The organism is Deltaproteobacteria bacterium (genome assembly GCA_020845895.1).
Classification (GTDB): domain Bacteria; phylum Lernaellota; class Lernaellaia; order JACKCT01; family JACKCT01; genus JADLEX01.
Genome location: JADLEX010000057.1, coordinates 84,347 through 100,381, shown reverse-complemented (window position 1 = coordinate 100,381; position 16,035 = coordinate 84,347). Strand labels below are relative to the sequence as shown.

The following is a 16,035-nucleotide window of genomic DNA, read 5'->3' as shown; positions in this document are numbered from 1 at the left end:
CGCGCACCATAACGCACGGCCCGGCGCGGGGCCAGTCGCGCAGCGCGCCGTCGCGCCGCGTCGATTGACAAAGCGCGGCGCGGCGGGATTGATATAGGCGCTTTTTTTGGGCTTCGGGGCGATTCTTGCGCATTGTGGATCTCATTCGGGCCAAGCGCGGCGGCGAACCGCTGTCGGCGGAGGACATTCGTGCGTTCGCGCTTGGCGCGGCGCGCGGCGAGATTCCCGACTACCAGGTCACGGCGTTCCTGATGGCGGTGTTTTTTCGCGGGATGAGCGCGGCGGAAACCTCGGCCATGACCCTCGCGATGCGCGATTCGGGCGACCGCGTCGTTTTCGATTCAGCGACCCCCACCGTCGACAAGCACAGCACCGGCGGCGTGGGCGACAAGGTCTCCATCTCGCTCGCGCCGATCGTCGCGGCATGTGGCGGATATGTGCCGATGATCGCGGGACGCGGCCTCGGGCACACGGGCGGCACGATCGACAAGCTGGAGGCGATTCCCGGTTTTCGCACGGCCCTCGACCTCGACGAATTTCGGCGGATCGTCACCACGGTCGGCTGCGCGATCGGCGGCCAGACCGAGCGCCTGTGCCCGGCGGACCGGCGGCTCTACGCGCTTCGCGATGTGACCGCGACGGTGGAGTGCGTGCCCTTGATCGTCAGTTCGATTCTGTCGAAAAAATCCGCCGAGGGCGCCCGCGCGCTGGTGATGGACGTGAAGTGCGGCGGCGGTGCTTTCATGGAGAGCGAGGCCGAGGCCACGGTTCTCTCGCGCGCGCTGTGCGACACGGGGCGCGAGATGGGTCTCGCCGTGCGCGCTCTCGTCACCGACATGAGTCGGCCGCTCGGGCGCACCGTGGGCAACGCGCTCGAAACCGCCGAGGCGATCCGCTATCTGCAGGGCGATGTCGATCCCATGTACGAGGAGATCAACCTGCTGCTCGCCGCGCACATGCTGGAGCTTGCGGGCGTTCATCCGTCGCTCGAATCGGCGCGCCGGGAGGCGACGGAGGCCGTGTCGAGCGGTCGTGCGCTCGCGAAAATTCGCGACATGATCGCGGCGCAGGGCGGCGACGCGCGCGTGGCGGACGACGCCTCGCTCCTGCCCCGGGCGACGCACGTGAAGCCCTTGCTGGCAGAAGACAACGGATTCATCGTCGGGATCGAAACGCGCGAGGTCGGCGTCGCGGCAATGGAACTCGGCGCGGGGCGACGCACGGCGGAGGATGTCATCGACCCCGCCGTCGGATTCGTGCTGAAAAAGTCCGTCGGCGACGCCGTGACGCGCGGCGAGACGATCCTCGAGATTCATGTCAACGACGAATCGCGCCTGCCGGCGGTCGAATCGCGCCTTCGGGCGGCATTTCGAATCGGGCCGGAACGGGTCTCGCCGCCGGCGCTCGTGAAGGGGATCATCGCGAATGAATGATCGCCTTCGCGTCATCGGCGCGGCGCCGTCGCCGGGCCGCGCGTGCACCGTGTGCGTCGGCAATTTCGACGGCCTGCACCTCGGCCATCGGTCGATCCTCGCCCGCGCGCGCGAACTGGCCGGTAACCACGGCGAGGCGTGCGTGGCCCTGACGTTCGAGCCGCACCCCTTGCGGGTCCTGCGTCCGGAGAAGGTTTTCGCGATGATTTATCCGCACGCCGAGCGTTATCGGCAGCTCGCCGCGGCGGGCATGGACGCGGTGGCGGTGGAGGAGTTCACCCGAGATACGGCCGACACCGAGCCCGAGGCGTGGATCGAGGGCATCCTGCTCGGCGCGCTCGGCGCCGCGCACGTGGTGGTCGGCTACGACTTTCGCTTCGGGCACATGGCGCGGGGCGACGCGGCGATGCTGCAGGAATACGCGGCGACGCGGGGCGTGCAGGTCGAGGTGATGGAGCCGGTGGCGTCGGACGGACTCAAGGTGTCGAGTTCCCGCATCCGCCGCGCGATCGGCGCGGGGGATGTCGAGACCGCCGCGCGGTTGCTCGACCGGCCGTTTCACGTGCGCGGGTTCGTGGCCGTCGGCGCGAAACGCGGGCGCACGCTCGGCTTCCCCACTGCGAATCTTCAGACGGACTGGGAACTGATTCCGGCGAACGGCGTTTACGCGGGAATCGCCGTGGTGGACGGCACGCGCGTGGCGACCGGAATCAGCGTGGGCACGAACCCGACGTTCGGCGACGACGGACGGCGCATCGAGGCGCACCTGATCGACTGGAGCGGCGACATCTATGGGTGCGAGATCTCCGTGCACTTCCTCGCGCGGCTGCGCGACGAAATCCGTTTTCCGAACGTGGAAGCGCTCGTCGCGCAAATGCGCGCCGACATCGACACGGCGCGGACGATTGCCGCGCGCCATGACGGCGGGCTCGATCCATGAAATCCTGGAAGACCTGGCTCGGCGTCGCGCTCTCCATCGCGTTCCTGTCCATGGCGCTCGGCAATATCGACTGGGCGCTTTTCAAGTCGTCGATGGCGACGATCTCGCTGCCGCTGTTCGTCTTCGTCATGCTGATCGTCGTGTTCACGCTCGCGATTCGCGGCTTGCGCTGGCATTACCTGCTCAAACCGGTGACGCCGGTTTCGCCCGTCACGCTTTTCTGGTCCACGACCATCGGTTTCGCGGTCAACAACGTGCTGCCCGCGCGTCTCGGCGAGGTCGCCCGGGCGTATTCGGCGCATCGGCGCGGGGGCGCGCCCTTCGGCGCGGCGTTCGGGACCATCGTTGTCGAGCGGCTCTACGACACATTTTCCGCGCTGTTTCTGTTCGTCGCGGCAATTCTCGTCTTCGATTTCGGCGACATGGAATCGGTGTTCGGCGTCGGCCCCGAGAAGGTCGCGGCGACGCTCGGCGCGGGCGGCGCGGTGCTGCTCGCGGGTATCGTCGTCCTGAAATGGAAGACCGACTTCGCCATGTCGATCTTTCGCACCGTGGCGCGGCCGCTGCCCGATGCGTGGACCGCGAAAATCGAGCGGGGATTCCGGTCCTTCGTCGGCGGATTCACGCAGTCCACCAAGCCCTTCGACATCGCGGTAATCCTGGCGATCTCCGTCATCATCTGGATCATTTCGGCATTTCAGATCCGCTGGTCGGTGGCGACCTTCGGCCTGTACCTGAACCGCGAGGCCACGGTGATTCTCGTGATGGCGATCGTTGTCGCGGTGGCCGTGCCCGCCGCGCCGGGCTACGTGGGCGTCTATCACTACCTTGCACAGCAGGCGCTCATCCGCTATGCGGGGGTCGAGCCATCGATGGCTCTGTCCATGGCCGTCGTTGTGCACGCCTCGAATTACATTCCGCAGACGGCGGTTGGCCTCGCGCGATTCGCGTATGAGGGCCTGCGCATTTCGGACCTGCGCTCGGTCAGAGGCGGCGGCGCGTCGGAGGACGCATGATGTCCCGATTCATTCTGAAGCTCGTGACCGCGATATTTTCGTGGCCGAGTTGGGAAGCCGCGGACCGTTTCGGGTTTGCGCTCGGTCGGCTCGCGTTTCGACTCGGCATTCGGCGCGAACTGGTGCTCGACAACCTCACGCGGGTTTTCGCTTCGCCGACCACGCCGCCCGAGCGCCGACGCACCCCCGACCAGATTCGCGAAATTGCGATCAAGGCGTACGAAAACGCGTTCGCCACGTTCGTCATGTTCGCGCGCGCCCAGCGCATGGATGCGAAGTTTTTCGAGGATCGATTCGAGGCGGATGCGGCGTCGCTGGAGACCCTGCGCCGAGCACATGCAGCCGGGCGCGGCGTGATTGCCATCGGCGGGCACGTGGGCATCTGGGACGTCGCGCTCATGAAGGTGGGGCGGCTCGGCTATCCCAACTCGATCATCGGCAAGAACATCAAGAACCCCGTGTTCGACGAGTGGACGAAGCGCGTGCGCATGGACCATGGGGAAAGCACGATTCCGCCCAAGGACTCGCGACCGGTCGTCGTGGCGGAACTGCGCGCCGGACGGCTCGTGACGCAGGCCGTCGATCAGAACATGACGGCCCGCCTCGGAACTTTTGTCGATGTCATGGGCCGCGCGGCGTCCACGGTGCGTTCGACTCCGGGAATCGTGCGCGAAACGGGGTGCGTGGTGATCAGCGGGTATGCGCGCCGCGTCGCCCCGGGCCGCTACAAGCTGTGCGTCGATCCCGAGGTCCCGTGGATTGCGCATCCCGACGAAGCGCGCGAGAACCTGCTCAACGCGCAGCACTACTCGCGCGTTTTCGAGCGCGTGATATTGGAGAAGCCCGAGGACTGGCTGTGGCTGCATCGCCGCTGGAAGCGCCGCCCCGACGACGAGGAACAGACGGCGGCGTTTCTCGCGGAACTGAACGCCGAACTCGATGCGATCCTCGCGCGAATGAATGAGAAGGGCGCACCTGACGCACCTATTGCCGCACCTTGACGAGGCCGACGAGCCCGCCGATCCCGAAGACCGCGTGCGCGCTCCACGCGGCCATGATCGGACCGATTGCGCCCGACTTGCCCACGGCGAGCGCGAGACCGTGCACGATCCAGTACACGACGCCGATGACGATGGCGATGCCGACTCCCGCCGCGACGCCGCCCGACCGCCCGACGCGCACGGCGAAGGGCACACCGATGATCGCCATGATGATCGGCACGAGCGGAAACGCGAGTTTGCCGTGCAGCTCGACCTCGTAGTTGGTGACGTCGTACCCCTGCCGTCGTAGATCGCCGACGTAGGACCGCAGTTCGCGCCAGCTCATCTCCTCGGGATCGCGCTGGTAGATCTTCAGGTCGTCGGGCGATTCCATCAGCTCGATCGGCAGCACGGAAAACGCGGCGGTGTCCACGAGCCGGTGCCCCTCGAACATCCACCGATAGCCGTCCACGAGCATCCAGTGGCCGTTCTGGTACTGCGCCGACGCGGCCACCGCGCGCTCGGCGATGCGGAAGCGGTCGTCGAGCCGGTACATGCGCACGTCGCTGATCTTATTCTGCTCTGGCACGAAGAGGCCGAACGAATAGATCGCGCTGCCCGAGCGGTAGAACACGTTTTCCTTGCGATACTTCGCTCGCCAGACCTGCTTTTTGATGTCGACCTTGTAGATGTATTCGCGTTTTTGCGTCGCCGCGGGAACGACGTATTCATTGAGGAGAAATCCCAGCGTGCTGATGAGCGCGGCCATCGCGATGATCGGCGCCGAGGCGCGCAGGATCGGCACGCCGCCCGCCTTGATCGCCGTGAGTTCCGAATTGCGCGCCAGGATCAGGAGCGACAGGAGCGAACCGAGCAGGCAGGCGACAGGGATCATCTGAAACACGATCAGCGGCAGCTTGTAGGCGAAGTAGAGGGCGATGGCGATGGGCGCGGGATCGGACTTGAAGATCTGGCTCGAGCGCTCGATGAAATCCACGAGGATGTAGAGCGCCGTGAAGCCGCCGAGGCACGTGGCGAACATCTTGAGAAACCCGCCGCCGATGTAGCGGTCGAGGATGCGCGGCTTCATGACGCACTCTCCCCGGGGCCGTGCCCCGCCACTCGGCGGCGCGCGATTTCCACGACGCGCGTCGAGACCGCGCCGAGCTTCTCGATCACCCACACGGGGCGCTCGCGCGTCTTACTCCAGACGAGGTATGCGCCCGCGACGAGGTAGAGCAGGTTGGGTGCCCACATCGCGAAGAAGGGATGAACGACGCCCTTCCAACCGAGGTTTTCGCCGACTCGAAAGAGCAGGTAGTACGCGCACAGGACGACGATGGCCATCGTGAAACCCTGGCCGCGTCCCGAGCGCGGCGCGACCACCCCGAGCGGCAGCCCGAGAATCCCGAAGACGACGCACGCGAACGGGAACGAGAACTTGCGGTGGTACTCGACCCACGCGCGGCGCATCTCGCGCGTCTTGTCTTTCATCGCGCCGTCGTCGAGGCCGCCCGCGCGCAGGTCGACGCGCAGGCTTTCGATGTACGTCGACAACTCGGGCAGCGTCATCTCCAGGTACGACTTCTTCCCGGCTTCGCCGGCGAGCCCCTTGCGGATGTCGTACACGATTTCGTTGCGCTCGAAGTGCGCGGCGTCGTAGATCGACGCGTCGGCGAGCGTGCGGTGGATCGCGCCGTCCTCGAGCTGAAACGCGACCTTCCCGCCCGTCGGCGAATGCGTGATCTTTCCGCGTGCGGCGGTGATGACGATCGGCAGGTCGGGCTGGCTCTCGTCCGAGATGAAGATCCCCGAGAGGTCCTTCGTCGCGGGGTCGATTTCCTCGATATAGATGACGAGGTTGCTGATGTCGGTGTTGAAGACCTTTTCCTTGAGCAGCGCCCCGGCGAACTGCGTGCCGACCCGCTCCAGCATCAGTTTCGATTGCAGCTTGCCCCACGGATCGGCATAGAGCGACAGCGCCGAGGAGAACACGTAAGCCGCCGCCGCGAGAACCATGACCGGCGGCAGAAGCTGCACGAGGCTCACACCGGACGCCTTCATCGCGACGATCTCGGAGTCCGAGGACAGCCGCCCCACCGCGAGCATGACGCCCAGCAGGAACGCCATGGGGATCGTGAACACGGTGAAGGGTGGGAGCAGATACATGAAGACGCGCAGCACGTCGGCAAGGCGCAGGCCGTAGTTGACCATCAGGTCGGTGACCTTGAGAATCTGAAACATCATGATGACGAACGTGAGGATGAAGAGCCCGAGGCCGAAAGGCACAAGGATCTCGCGGGCCACGTATCGTCGGATGAGCCGAAGCGCCATGGCGCGCAGTCTAGGGATTTTGATCCGGGGTGCAAAGTTCGGGGCGTTTCGCCGGAATCGACTGACGGCGGTCATGGCGGCGTGCGCGGCGAGCGGCGACGCTGCGGGGACGGAGTGAGACGTGTTTCATCGAAATTCGAAAATCCCCGCGATGCGCGAGTCGCTGGTGACGCCCCAGGGCGATCACGACAACCGGCGCGAGATCCTGCGCAAGCTGGGGTTCGGCGCGGTGTCCGCCGTCGGCCTTGCCGCGTCGAGGTTCGGCCTTCGCGGCCCTTCCGCGGCCACCGCGTCGCCCATCGTTCCCGCCGATATTGCCGAGCGATACCCCGCGCCGACCAATCCGCATTGGGCCGCGGATGAGACCGGCCGAATTGTCACGCCCGAATCGCGCGGGACGGGATACAACAACTTCTACGAGTTCACGGCGTCGAAGAAAAAAGTGAAGGACCTCGCGGCGAGGCTCGTCACGCGCCCTTGGAGCCTCGAGATCGGCGGGCTGGTCGAGCGGCCGATGGTGTTGGACGTCGACGACCTGACGCGTCGGTTTGACCTGGAAGAGCGCGTGTATCGCATGCGGTGCGTCGAGGCGTGGTCGATGGTGCTGCCGTGGACGGGGTTCCCGATGCGCGCGCTGATGGACCTCGCGCGTCCGCTCGCCGCCGCGCGGTATGTGCGCTTCTGGACCTTCCTCGATCCCGGCGTCGCGCCCGGGCAAAAAAACGACTACTGGTACCCGTGGCCGTATTACGAGGCGCTGCGCATCGACGAGGCCGCGCACGACCTGACGATGCTGGCGACGGGCATTTACGGCAAGCCGCTGCCGCCGCAAAACGGCGCGCCGATCCGCCTCGTTGTTCCGTGGAAGTACGGCTACAAGAGCATCAAGTCGATCGTCGCCATCGAGTTCGTGCGAGACCGACCGCGAACCTTCTGGAACGACCTCGCTCCCGCGGAGTACGACTTCGACGCCAATGTGGACCCGGCCGTGCCGCACCCACGCTGGTCGCAGGCCCGCGAGGTGGATCTCGGCACGAAGACGAAGATCGCCACGCTCCCCTTCAACGGGTACGGCGAACTCGTGGCGTCGCTCTATCGGAAATAGCGCCGAAGCGCTCGTGGGAACGGGGCGTCAGGCCGCGTCGTCGTCGGTATCGTCGTCCGCGTCGTCGTCGTCGGCGAAGTAGTTCTCTTCGTCGCGCGGCTCCGGATTGACGTAGAGGAAGACGGGGATTTCGTTGCTCAGATTCCCCGCGTCGTCGGCGATGGCCACGAAGTAGGTGCCCTCGTCGCCGTCACGCACCACGATCTCGAATTCCACGGTGCCCGCCGTTTCGCCCTCGATGTCGAACGACGCGATCTCGACGACCTTCGATCCGCCGTCCTCTTCCTCGAAACGAACGATCAGCGTCGGATTGTCCATGTCGCCGTCGAAATCCTCGAACCCGAAGTAGAAGAGGGCCTTTTCGTAAAGCCACGCGGGATTGGGATACACGCGGATGCTTTCGGCGAACAGTTCCGGCGCCAGATCGCGATCGTCCTCGCCGCCCTTGCTGCAAGCGAGGGCGAGCGCCGAAACGGACGCGATCAGAACGAGAACGAAAACCAGTCGGCGCATGCAATTCCCCGCGTGGTGCGAACCTGCGCGCATTCTAGGGGCGAAGTACGAAAAATCAAGGCGAAGTCGGGTTGGTTCCCCCGTGCGGATCGACATCCGACGTGATCCCCCGATCGATGGCGGGGACGGAATTTCGTTGGACGGCGAAATGGTGAAAGTGTTAAAGTCCTGTCGCTTTTCGAATCCGCCATTTGGGGTCGGGACATGCGTCGATATCCGTGGGTTGCGTTGCTCATCGCCGCGATCGGGGCGATTCCTTCCATCTCCGCCGCCGAATACACCGTGGCGCTCACGCACGGCACCGCCAAGCAGCGGCCGGAGGTTGGATTCGACGCGTCGAGCGCGTTTCATTTGAAGGCGGCGCGAAACGAGTGGGAACCGTTTCAGGTGCTGATTCGCGACGACGACGGCACGACGAACGTCGATGTGACGGTGACCGATTTCGCGGGTCCGGGGAGTCCAATCGGGCCGGTGGAACTCTATCGCATCCACTACGTCCCCGTGCCCGCCGATCGCATCAGCAGCTTCCCGCCGGACCCGTCCAAGGCGGGCGACTGGCCGGACGGGCTTGTTCCCTTCGAAGATCACTTCGTCGGCGAGAACCGGGGCGGCGCGCCCTTCGATCTGCCCGCGGGCTACACGATGGCCGTCTTCGGCGACATCTTCATCCCGGCGGGTCAGACGCCGGGGACTTACACCGCCACGGTCACCGTGACGGCGGACGGACGCACGACGTGGCAGGGCGAACTGACGCTGACCGTGTGGAACTTCGAGATCCCGAGCGAGATGTCGCTCGCCGGCGCGTATGGTTTCAGTGCCGGGACGATGTGCGGTTGGCACGGCGCGCGCGGTGGAATCACGGATTGCACCACGCTGACCGAACGGTACTTCGAGGAGTTCGCGCGGCATCGCATCGGTCTCGACACCTGGCAGCAGAACTCGCCGGAATACGCATGGAATGACGCCGAGCAGACCTTCGATTGGGACTGGTCGGACTTCGACAATTTCCACGCGCCGTTTCTCGACGGAACATTTTACAGCGACGGGTTCCGGTTCAACACGATGACCCTGCCCGGCGCGCCCGGAGGGCGGCCCGGCGACGTGGACGCCACGGTCTGGGAGCGCGAGTACTGGCGCGGTTGGGCCGAGCACTTCCGCGAAAGCGGTTGGAACGACGTGCTATTTTACTACCTGCCCGACGAGCCGCGCCCCGAGCAGTACGCCGACCTGCGCGACCTCGCCGCGCGGTTGCACGCCGCGGACGAAGACCTGCAACCGCTCGTGACGGAGCAGTTCGAGGCGGGACTCGCCGGCGACATCGACATCTGGTGCCCGGACGAACCGCTGTTTTCCGACTCGCTCCCCACTCCGCCGTTTCCCGAGGTTTACGAGGAACGGCGCGCGCTGGGCGAAAAGACGTGGTGGTACAACTGCATCAGCGCCGTCGTGTGGTTCGACTTCGCCAACCACTTCGTCGATTTCGAGTCGTCCTACCAGCGCATCTGGACGTGGCTGACGCGGCGATACGACTTTCAGGGTCTTCTCTTCTGGCACACGGTCTATCTGCCCGGCCTCGGCCTCGATCCGTGGGACTCGCAGTACGCACCGCCCTTTGCGCAGGGCGACGGAAATCTGATCTACCCGGGCACCATCGATCGGATCGGCGGCACGACGGATATCCCGGTCGCGTCGCTGCGCATGAAGTACATCCGCGAATCGATGGAAGACTACGAATACTTCCACCTGCTCGACGAGCGCGGTGACGGCGACTGGGTGGACGGCGTCGTCCGCACCGTCTCGCCCAAGACCTATCAGTGGGAGCACGATTGGCAGGCGCTGCTCGACTGGCGCGAGAAGGTGGCGGGCAAGATTCTGGGTACGCTCGATGAAATCGCACCCGATGCCCCGACGGGCATGGCCGCCATCGGCGAGCAGGAGTCGATTCACGTGACGTGGACCGCACCGGACGATGCCGATCTCGCCGGATTCGACGTGTGGTACGGCATTTACGAGCACGACGAGTACTTCGGCGGTGCGGTGGATGCCGATGCAGACGGCGCAACCATCACGGGGCTCACCGCAGGCCGCGAGCACCGCGTGTGGGTCCACGCGTTCGACGACGCGGGGAACCGGTCGGATTCGAGCGAGGTCGTCACCGCGACGCCGCTCGCAGGAATCGACGCGGTCGGGCAAGCGCCCGGCGACGCAGCCGAGAGCGACGACGGTGACGACGACGCGGGAGACGATGACGTCCACAACCCGAATGGAGTTGAGGTCGAGTCGGTAGAGGACGCGGACCACACCGGCGCCTGCGCTTGCGGGAGGGCCTGACGATGACGACGCAACTCCAGCGCTTCGTATTCGTGATTTTGCTCGTGTTGCTCAATTTCGTCGTCGCGGGCTGCGGATGCGGCGACGACGATGATGACGATTCGCCGGAAGCGGATTCCGACGACGACACGGATGACGACGCGGACGACGATACGGGCGACGACGATACCGGCGATGACGATACGTGGCCGCCGCTGCCGGATGACGATGCCGACGACGACGCGGACGACGACACGGGCGACGACGACACGACGCCGGTCTGCGACTGGTCCACGTACGACCCGCTGGTCGAGGACGGCATCGACGCCCTCGGAATCCGCGATGTCGACGCGGCGATGGACGCCTTCGAGGACGCGATCGACGTATGCCCGGAATTTGGCGACGCCAAGCTCGGGCTACTCCTCGCCGGCGTTCAGGATCTCTTCGCCGAACTGCCGGTCGTGCTCGCGATGGCAGGTGGATTTCCGGACATCGATTGGACGGCTCTCCAGCAGACGATTCGCGATCAACTCTTGCCGATGAATGCGGATCTGATCTCGCTGGCCGCCGAGATCGTCGCGCAACACGAAGACGTGCGCCTTTTCGTGAGCCCGATGCCGCTGTGGGTGGACGGCGAGACGGTGGTGATCGACGCCGGCGGTGAGTGGGACATCGCCGACGTGCACAACCTGTCGGCGATCGTGAACGCCGCGGACGCCGTGGAGCACTTCCTCGTGTCGATCGACCTGGAAGCGGATTGGGAAGCGCTGACGGTATGGCCCGGCGGGTACGATCCGGTCGAGATCGCGCACTACTTCGCGGGAATTCTGCTCGACATGCTCGCCGATCCGAACTACCCCGACTTCCTGAAGTTCGTGTCCGGCGGCGAGCAGGATTTCGAGGGCGGCGCGGTGTCGCTCGGCTTCGCGTGTCTCGACGTGACGGCGGGTTTTGCGGCGGTGCGCGCGGAAACGGACCCGCAGGAAGACGACGTGACGGCGTACGTCGATGAAAACGAAAACGGCGCGTGGGACGAGGGCGAGCCCTACCGTCTGCCGTACATGGGCGTATTCGCGCCGCATCAGAACAACGTGCTCGTCGATGCTCTGATCCTGACGCAGGATCTCGGTCCCGCGTTGCTCGATTCCGGGCCCGAGGATCTTCATCCGCTGCTTCCGGATTGGCTGCCGCTGGACGACCTGAACTTCGTGCTCGAACTCATCGCGTCTTACGTCCCGGGACTGACGCTGCCCGCGATCCCCGTTCCGGTCGGGTATTGGTTCTACAATCCTTCGCCGGACGGCCTCAAACCGGTGGCTCAGCTCCTGGTCCAGGCGCTTTACGATCTGACGCTTCCCTGACCTTCGATGTCGGGAGAGGAGGACGCACATGTCGTTCGCGAAAAGATGGCTTTTGTTCGGACTGGTCGTTGCGCTGATCGCGTGCGCCCCGGCCTGCGGCGATGATGACGATGACGACTCGTCGGGCGATGACGACGATGATGACGACGACGAAAACGCTTACGAGGTTTGTGACGAAACGTCGACGATTATGGGTGGGTCGGACGCGGTCAGCGCTCTGGTCGGCGTGTCGGCGGACGACGTGCTGGACGTCACCGGCGGCGGTTTTACCGTAACCGCGACGTGGAGCGACGACACCTCGTTGTTGACGCAGTCGCCGCTGGGCGGCGAGACGCAGCTCACCGTCACCTTCGATCATGAAGGCGGCGAAGTCCGCGAGGTCGAATCGGTTCCGAACGACGACGGGGGTGGACCGGAGATCGCCATGGATTGCCTGCACCGATTGGAGATTGACATCGCTCTCGGCGTCGAGACGGACGACGGAGCGTTCGCGGAGAGCATTCCGGCAACGCTGGTGCAATCCCTGGCTTCGGGCGGCTCTGGACTCGCCACGCCGTCAGTCGCGACCGATTTCGATCCATACGCACTCGCGGGCGACTTCGAGATCGTTTCCGTCGAAGGGGCCGTCCCCGACGCGGTGACGGCGATGTTCCAATCCACCGCAGCGGACCCGATCGCGGGAGACGTGCAGATCTTCGTCCAGCAGACGAGCGGCAGCGGCGACGACGGTACGGTCAGCCAGTCGAGCCACATCGCGCTCGAATGGGGCATCGGCGATTCGGATTGATCCTTCGTGAAATCGTTGATCGACAAGGCGAGACGAATCTTCGCGATTCCGACACGCGAGCCCGGTAGCCGGCGTCCTGTCGCGGACACCGAATCCGTCGGAATTCGCGAGCTGTTTTTCGGCGGACTCGATGTACGCACCCGCTGGGCGCGATGGCTGCCCGCGACGTTGATCGTGTGCGCCCTTTCGTCGTTCGTCTCGTGGGGACGCGAGTACGTGGTCGGCGGGCTCTGGCTGGCGGGTTCCATCGCGCTGGCGATCGGTTTCGCGTTGCTGCCGCCCCTGGCGATTGCGGCGATCGGACGGTGGATCCTTCGCCGGATACGCCGACATCCCTTGCGCGCCGACGATCCCGATCGAGTCCTCGCGTGGTTCGGCTGGCTGGCGCGATCGTTGGCGTGGGGCGTGTTCGCATGCTTCCTCCTGACCGTCCTGCTCTCCGGACCGACGGTGCGTGCGTGCTTGGTATGCGTGCTCGTGGGGCGGGAGGCCCGGCGAGGTGGAATGGGCGCGGCGAAAGCAATTTTCGTCCTGATCGTCGTCGCGCTCCTGATCCGAGTGGGCTTCTCCGAGCCCGGAAATCCCTCGACGTTCGGCGATGCCGCAACTTGGGTCGGGATCGCGACGCTGCTCGGGGTGGTCCTGATCGACGACTTCCGCCCATGGTTCGAGTTGGGATTGCGCGTGTTGACTGCCGCCTCCATCTTCTTCACGATCTTGGCACTGCTCATTTTCGCGCCGGCCATGTGGTCGGCGTCGGCGGTCGCGGCTGTGGCGCTCGTTGTCTGGCGCCTTGGCGGCGGCGCATCGGGTGCGCTGATCGCCGGTGCGACCGCGACGATCATCGCGGTGATCGGACACCCCGCGCAAAACCGCATGGTCGTGTCCGATCCCAGTGTCCTGATCCATTGGCTGGCCGTTTCGACCCTGCTGGGGGTGCTCCTCCTCACGAACCGGCTTGTGGGCCGATATCTTGCGGGGAGTAACGTCATAATTCGCAAAGCGGTCGCGGTCGCGGTCGTCTTCTCGATCTTCGGCCTTGCGCAGGATTGGGGCCGAACGCCGACCAACTACCGGAGCACACCGCCAGTCCCCTGCACCTCGTTCTTTCCAATCGCATCGCTGCCGGAGGGGGAGCGATCGGGTCCACACAAGATCTACGACATCAAGTTGATGGCGGACGGGCGGACGTTGTTGTTTTGCGACAAATTCGGCCGGCGCATCGGACGGCTCGATCTGGAAACGGGGACGATCCAGTGGTCGGAACGACTCGACATGCTTCCCGAGCGCCTGCTCGTGGACGAGTCCGCTGGCCGTGTGATCGCTTTTTTAAAGGAGCCGCTGCCGATTCGGCCCGCGGCGACGGCCGAATTCGACCTGGAATCCCTGTCGAGAATCCGTGCATGTCCGATGGGGCGCTGGGTCGATATTGCCCCGTCAGGGCGGACGGGGCGTTTCGTCGCGATTCAGGAAATGGTCGGCAAGATTTACGAGATGGATATGGAGTCCTGCGGCATCCACGATGTCGGAATCGGCACGATGTTGCCTTATGACCTCACCATGTCCGACGCGAACCAGCACTATTTCGTGTCCGGCTGGTTCTATTCGTCGATTTTGTCGAGGGTGGATCGGTATCCTCACGGAGCAATCGGCGAGGCGCGCGCCGCATGGCTCGGTCCGTTTTCATTGGGCATGGCGAGCGACGACCCGCAACGATCCCTGTTCGTCGCGAGGCCGACGGCGTGGGCGATCGACGTGATGGACATGGACACCCTGACTCGTCGACGCCGCCTCCCGGCGCTGCCGTGGATTCGAGCCGTAGCCTCCGCGCCGGAGGTCGGACTTCTGTTCACGGCCAACTTTTTCTCGGGCCAGGTGATCGCACTCGATTCCAGGTCCGGTGATCTCGTCGCCACTTGGCAGGGACCCGAAAAGGAAGCCCGCACCATGGTCTGGGACGCGGGGCATCGACGGCTTTATGTGACAGGGCGCAGCGAAATCGTCCGGTGCGAACTCGATCCGGTAATCGCGCAGCGCGGGTCGGGTCCGGGCAGCTAAGTCCCCGCTCCGGTCGCGAAGTTTCGTGCTAGAATTGACACGACCTTGCCGCGTCGCGTACACAAGGCGCGGAACCCGAAACGACTTTCCGGCCGGTGCGGTCGAACCGCCGAACAAACCGGTTGTCGTATGGCTTGAAGGACCGGCAATTCGCGCGCGCCGGGGCGCGCCAAGGAGCAGCGCATGTCGATACTGGACCGATTTGCGCAGTCGAACGGACAATTGACGATTTCCTTGAGGGACAATCCCGTTCGTTCCGCCGTCCTGACTTACATGATCGTTCTGTGCCCGCACATGCTGGTCCTGCTGGCGCTCGATCAAGTTTTCCACGTCCATTTGACGTCGCTCAACTGGATTCTGCTCGGCACGGCGTGGCCGGCGGTCGCCGTGTTGTTGTGGACCGCGTGGCGACTGCGTCGCGCGGGGTATCGCCCGTCCGTTTCGTTCGCGCCGTACGGGCAGGGTGTCGTGACGCTCCTGATGTTCGGCGTTTGGGCGGCCGGCTACTTCGTCATCAAAAAGTTCCTCAATTACAATGAGTTGCACTCGTTCGACTTCGCGCTGGAGAGGCGGATTCCCTTCGCCGTCAACTGGACCTTTGTGTACCTCGGCCTTTATCCGATGTACTTCATCCCGCTGGTCCTGATTCGAGACGACATGGCGTACAAAAAGGCGGTGGTCGCCTATCTGGCCGTCATGGGGATCTGCTGGCCGATCTTCCTTCTCTATCCCGTCACCATCGCGAGGCCCGAATTCGCCGTTACCGATTTCGCGACATGGGTGCTCGACGTCATCTACCGGGCCGATACGCCGCCCGTGAACTGCCTGCCTTCGATGCACGTCGCCATGGTGCTCATGTGCGGTCTCGTGATCTGGGAAGTCCACCGGGGATGGGGCGCTCTCGCGATCGCTTATGCATTGTCCATCGCGGCGTCGACCGTGCTCACCAAACAGCATTACGTGGTGGACAGCGTTGCCTCCATGGCCACGGTCACCGTGGTCTATCTGGCCGTCTATCGGTACGCCGCGTTCGAACGCACGGCGAACTACGGCCGCGAGTGGTGGGAACGCTACGCGAGCCGCATCGCGAATTTGCGATAGAGAACATCACAAGCCCCGAAAGATCTTTCAAGCCTCTTCGCGCCTCCGGGAAGAGACGCCGCGAAGTCTTGATATGTTATGTCGAAATAACTTCGCT

General features: G+C 64.7%; 13 protein-coding genes. 10 read left to right on the top strand and 3 right to left on the bottom strand.

The window, feature by feature from the left end:
• The first annotated feature begins 125 nt into the window (after nt 1-125).
• Genes IT350_08035 through IT350_08020 form a run of 4 tightly spaced genes read left to right on the top strand, consistent with a single transcriptional unit; the run spans nt 126 to nt 4,390 of the window.
• Nucleotides 126-1,433 carry a thymidine phosphorylase gene (locus tag IT350_08035; protein MCC6157989.1) on the top strand — a complete coding sequence of 436 codons (1,308 nt, stop codon included), beginning with the start codon at nt 126-128 and terminating at the stop codon, nt 1,431-1,433.
• Nucleotides 1,426-2,373: a bifunctional riboflavin kinase/FAD synthetase gene (locus IT350_08030; protein ID MCC6157988.1), complete on the top strand. Its 948-nt coding sequence runs from the start codon at nt 1,426-1,428 to the stop codon at nt 2,371-2,373. The genes IT350_08035 and IT350_08030 overlap by 8 nt, the downstream gene beginning before the upstream one ends.
• Entirely contained in the window at nt 2,370-3,389 is a 1,020-nt protein-coding gene (locus IT350_08025) for a flippase-like domain-containing protein (GenBank protein MCC6157987.1), read from the top strand. The genes IT350_08030 and IT350_08025 overlap by 4 nt, the downstream gene beginning before the upstream one ends.
• Nucleotides 3,389-4,390 (top strand): hypothetical protein, encoded by a 1,002-nt coding sequence (locus IT350_08020; protein ID MCC6157986.1) that lies wholly within the window; start codon nt 3,389-3,391, stop codon nt 4,388-4,390. Before IT350_08025 ends, IT350_08020 begins: the two co-directional genes overlap by 1 nt.
• Here IT350_08020 and lptG read toward each other — a convergent pair.
• On the bottom strand, nt 4,374-5,459 hold the full coding sequence (gene lptG / locus IT350_08015) for an LPS export ABC transporter permease LptG (GenBank protein ID MCC6157985.1): 1,086 nt from the start codon (nt 5,457-5,459) through the stop codon (nt 4,374-4,376). The genes IT350_08020 and lptG overlap by 17 nt on opposite strands.
• Nucleotides 5,456-6,703: an LPS export ABC transporter permease LptF gene (lptF, locus tag IT350_08010; GenBank protein ID MCC6157984.1), complete on the bottom strand. Its 1,248-nt coding sequence runs from the start codon at nt 6,701-6,703 to the stop codon at nt 5,456-5,458. The genes lptG and lptF overlap by 4 nt, the downstream gene beginning before the upstream one ends.
• A gap of 151 nt (nt 6,704-6,854) precedes the next feature.
• Here lptF and msrP point away from each other — a divergent pair, with 151 nt between their 5' ends.
• Complete coding sequence (msrP, locus tag IT350_08005; protein MCC6157983.1) at nt 6,855-7,808, top strand: protein-methionine-sulfoxide reductase catalytic subunit MsrP; 954 nt, start codon at nt 6,855-6,857, stop codon at nt 7,806-7,808.
• Between the two features lie 27 nt (nt 7,809-7,835).
• Here the strand turns inward: msrP and IT350_08000 are convergent, their stop codons facing one another.
• Nucleotides 7,836-8,321, bottom strand: coding sequence for a hypothetical protein (locus IT350_08000; protein MCC6157982.1), 486 nt, complete (start codon nt 8,319-8,321; stop codon nt 7,836-7,838).
• A gap of 204 nt (nt 8,322-8,525) precedes the next feature.
• On the opposite strand from IT350_08000, the gene IT350_07995 reads away from it, so the two are divergent.
• From IT350_07995 to IT350_07975, 5 genes are all read left to right on the top strand, one after another.
• Nucleotides 8,526-10,652 (top strand): DUF4091 domain-containing protein, encoded by a 2,127-nt coding sequence (locus tag IT350_07995; GenBank protein MCC6157981.1) that lies wholly within the window; start codon nt 8,526-8,528, stop codon nt 10,650-10,652.
• 2 nt (nt 10,653-10,654) lie between these two features.
• Complete coding sequence (locus tag IT350_07990) at nt 10,655-11,992, top strand: hypothetical protein (GenBank protein ID MCC6157980.1); 1,338 nt, start codon at nt 10,655-10,657, stop codon at nt 11,990-11,992.
• Between the two features lie 28 nt (nt 11,993-12,020).
• Nucleotides 12,021-12,779, top strand: coding sequence for a hypothetical protein (locus IT350_07985; protein MCC6157979.1), 759 nt, complete (start codon nt 12,021-12,023; stop codon nt 12,777-12,779).
• 6 nt (nt 12,780-12,785) lie between these two features.
• Nucleotides 12,786-14,837, top strand: a complete 2,052-nt coding sequence (locus IT350_07980) for a hypothetical protein (GenBank protein MCC6157978.1) — start codon at nt 12,786-12,788, stop codon at nt 14,835-14,837.
• Between the two features lie 183 nt (nt 14,838-15,020).
• Entirely contained in the window at nt 15,021-15,938 is a 918-nt protein-coding gene (locus IT350_07975; protein MCC6157977.1) for a phosphatase PAP2 family protein, read from the top strand.
• Nucleotides 15,939-16,035 lie beyond the last annotated feature (97 nt).

Coding starts and splice junctions, on each gene's coding strand:
- IT350_08030 (MCC6157988.1), top strand. CDS start 1,426: ATGAATGATCGCCTTCGCGTCATCGGCGCGGCGCCGTCGCCGGGCCGC.
- IT350_07990 (MCC6157980.1), top strand. CDS start 10,655: ATGACGACGCAACTCCAGCGCTTCGTATTCGTGATTTTGCTCGTGTTG.
- IT350_08020 (MCC6157986.1), top strand. CDS start 3,389: ATGTCCCGATTCATTCTGAAGCTCGTGACCGCGATATTTTCGTGGCCG.
- IT350_08000 (MCC6157982.1), bottom strand. CDS start 8,321: ATGCGCCGACTGGTTTTCGTTCTCGTTCTGATCGCGTCCGTTTCGGCG.
- lptG (MCC6157985.1), bottom strand. CDS start 5,459: ATGAAGCCGCGCATCCTCGACCGCTACATCGGCGGCGGGTTTCTCAAG.
- IT350_07985 (MCC6157979.1), top strand. CDS start 12,021: ATGTCGTTCGCGAAAAGATGGCTTTTGTTCGGACTGGTCGTTGCGCTG.
- msrP (MCC6157983.1), top strand. CDS start 6,855: ATGCGCGAGTCGCTGGTGACGCCCCAGGGCGATCACGACAACCGGCGC.
- IT350_08025 (MCC6157987.1), top strand. CDS start 2,370: ATGAAATCCTGGAAGACCTGGCTCGGCGTCGCGCTCTCCATCGCGTTC.
- IT350_07975 (MCC6157977.1), top strand. CDS start 15,021: ATGTCGATACTGGACCGATTTGCGCAGTCGAACGGACAATTGACGATT.
- lptF (MCC6157984.1), bottom strand. CDS start 6,703: ATGGCGCTTCGGCTCATCCGACGATACGTGGCCCGCGAGATCCTTGTG.
- IT350_07995 (MCC6157981.1), top strand. CDS start 8,526: ATGCGTCGATATCCGTGGGTTGCGTTGCTCATCGCCGCGATCGGGGCG.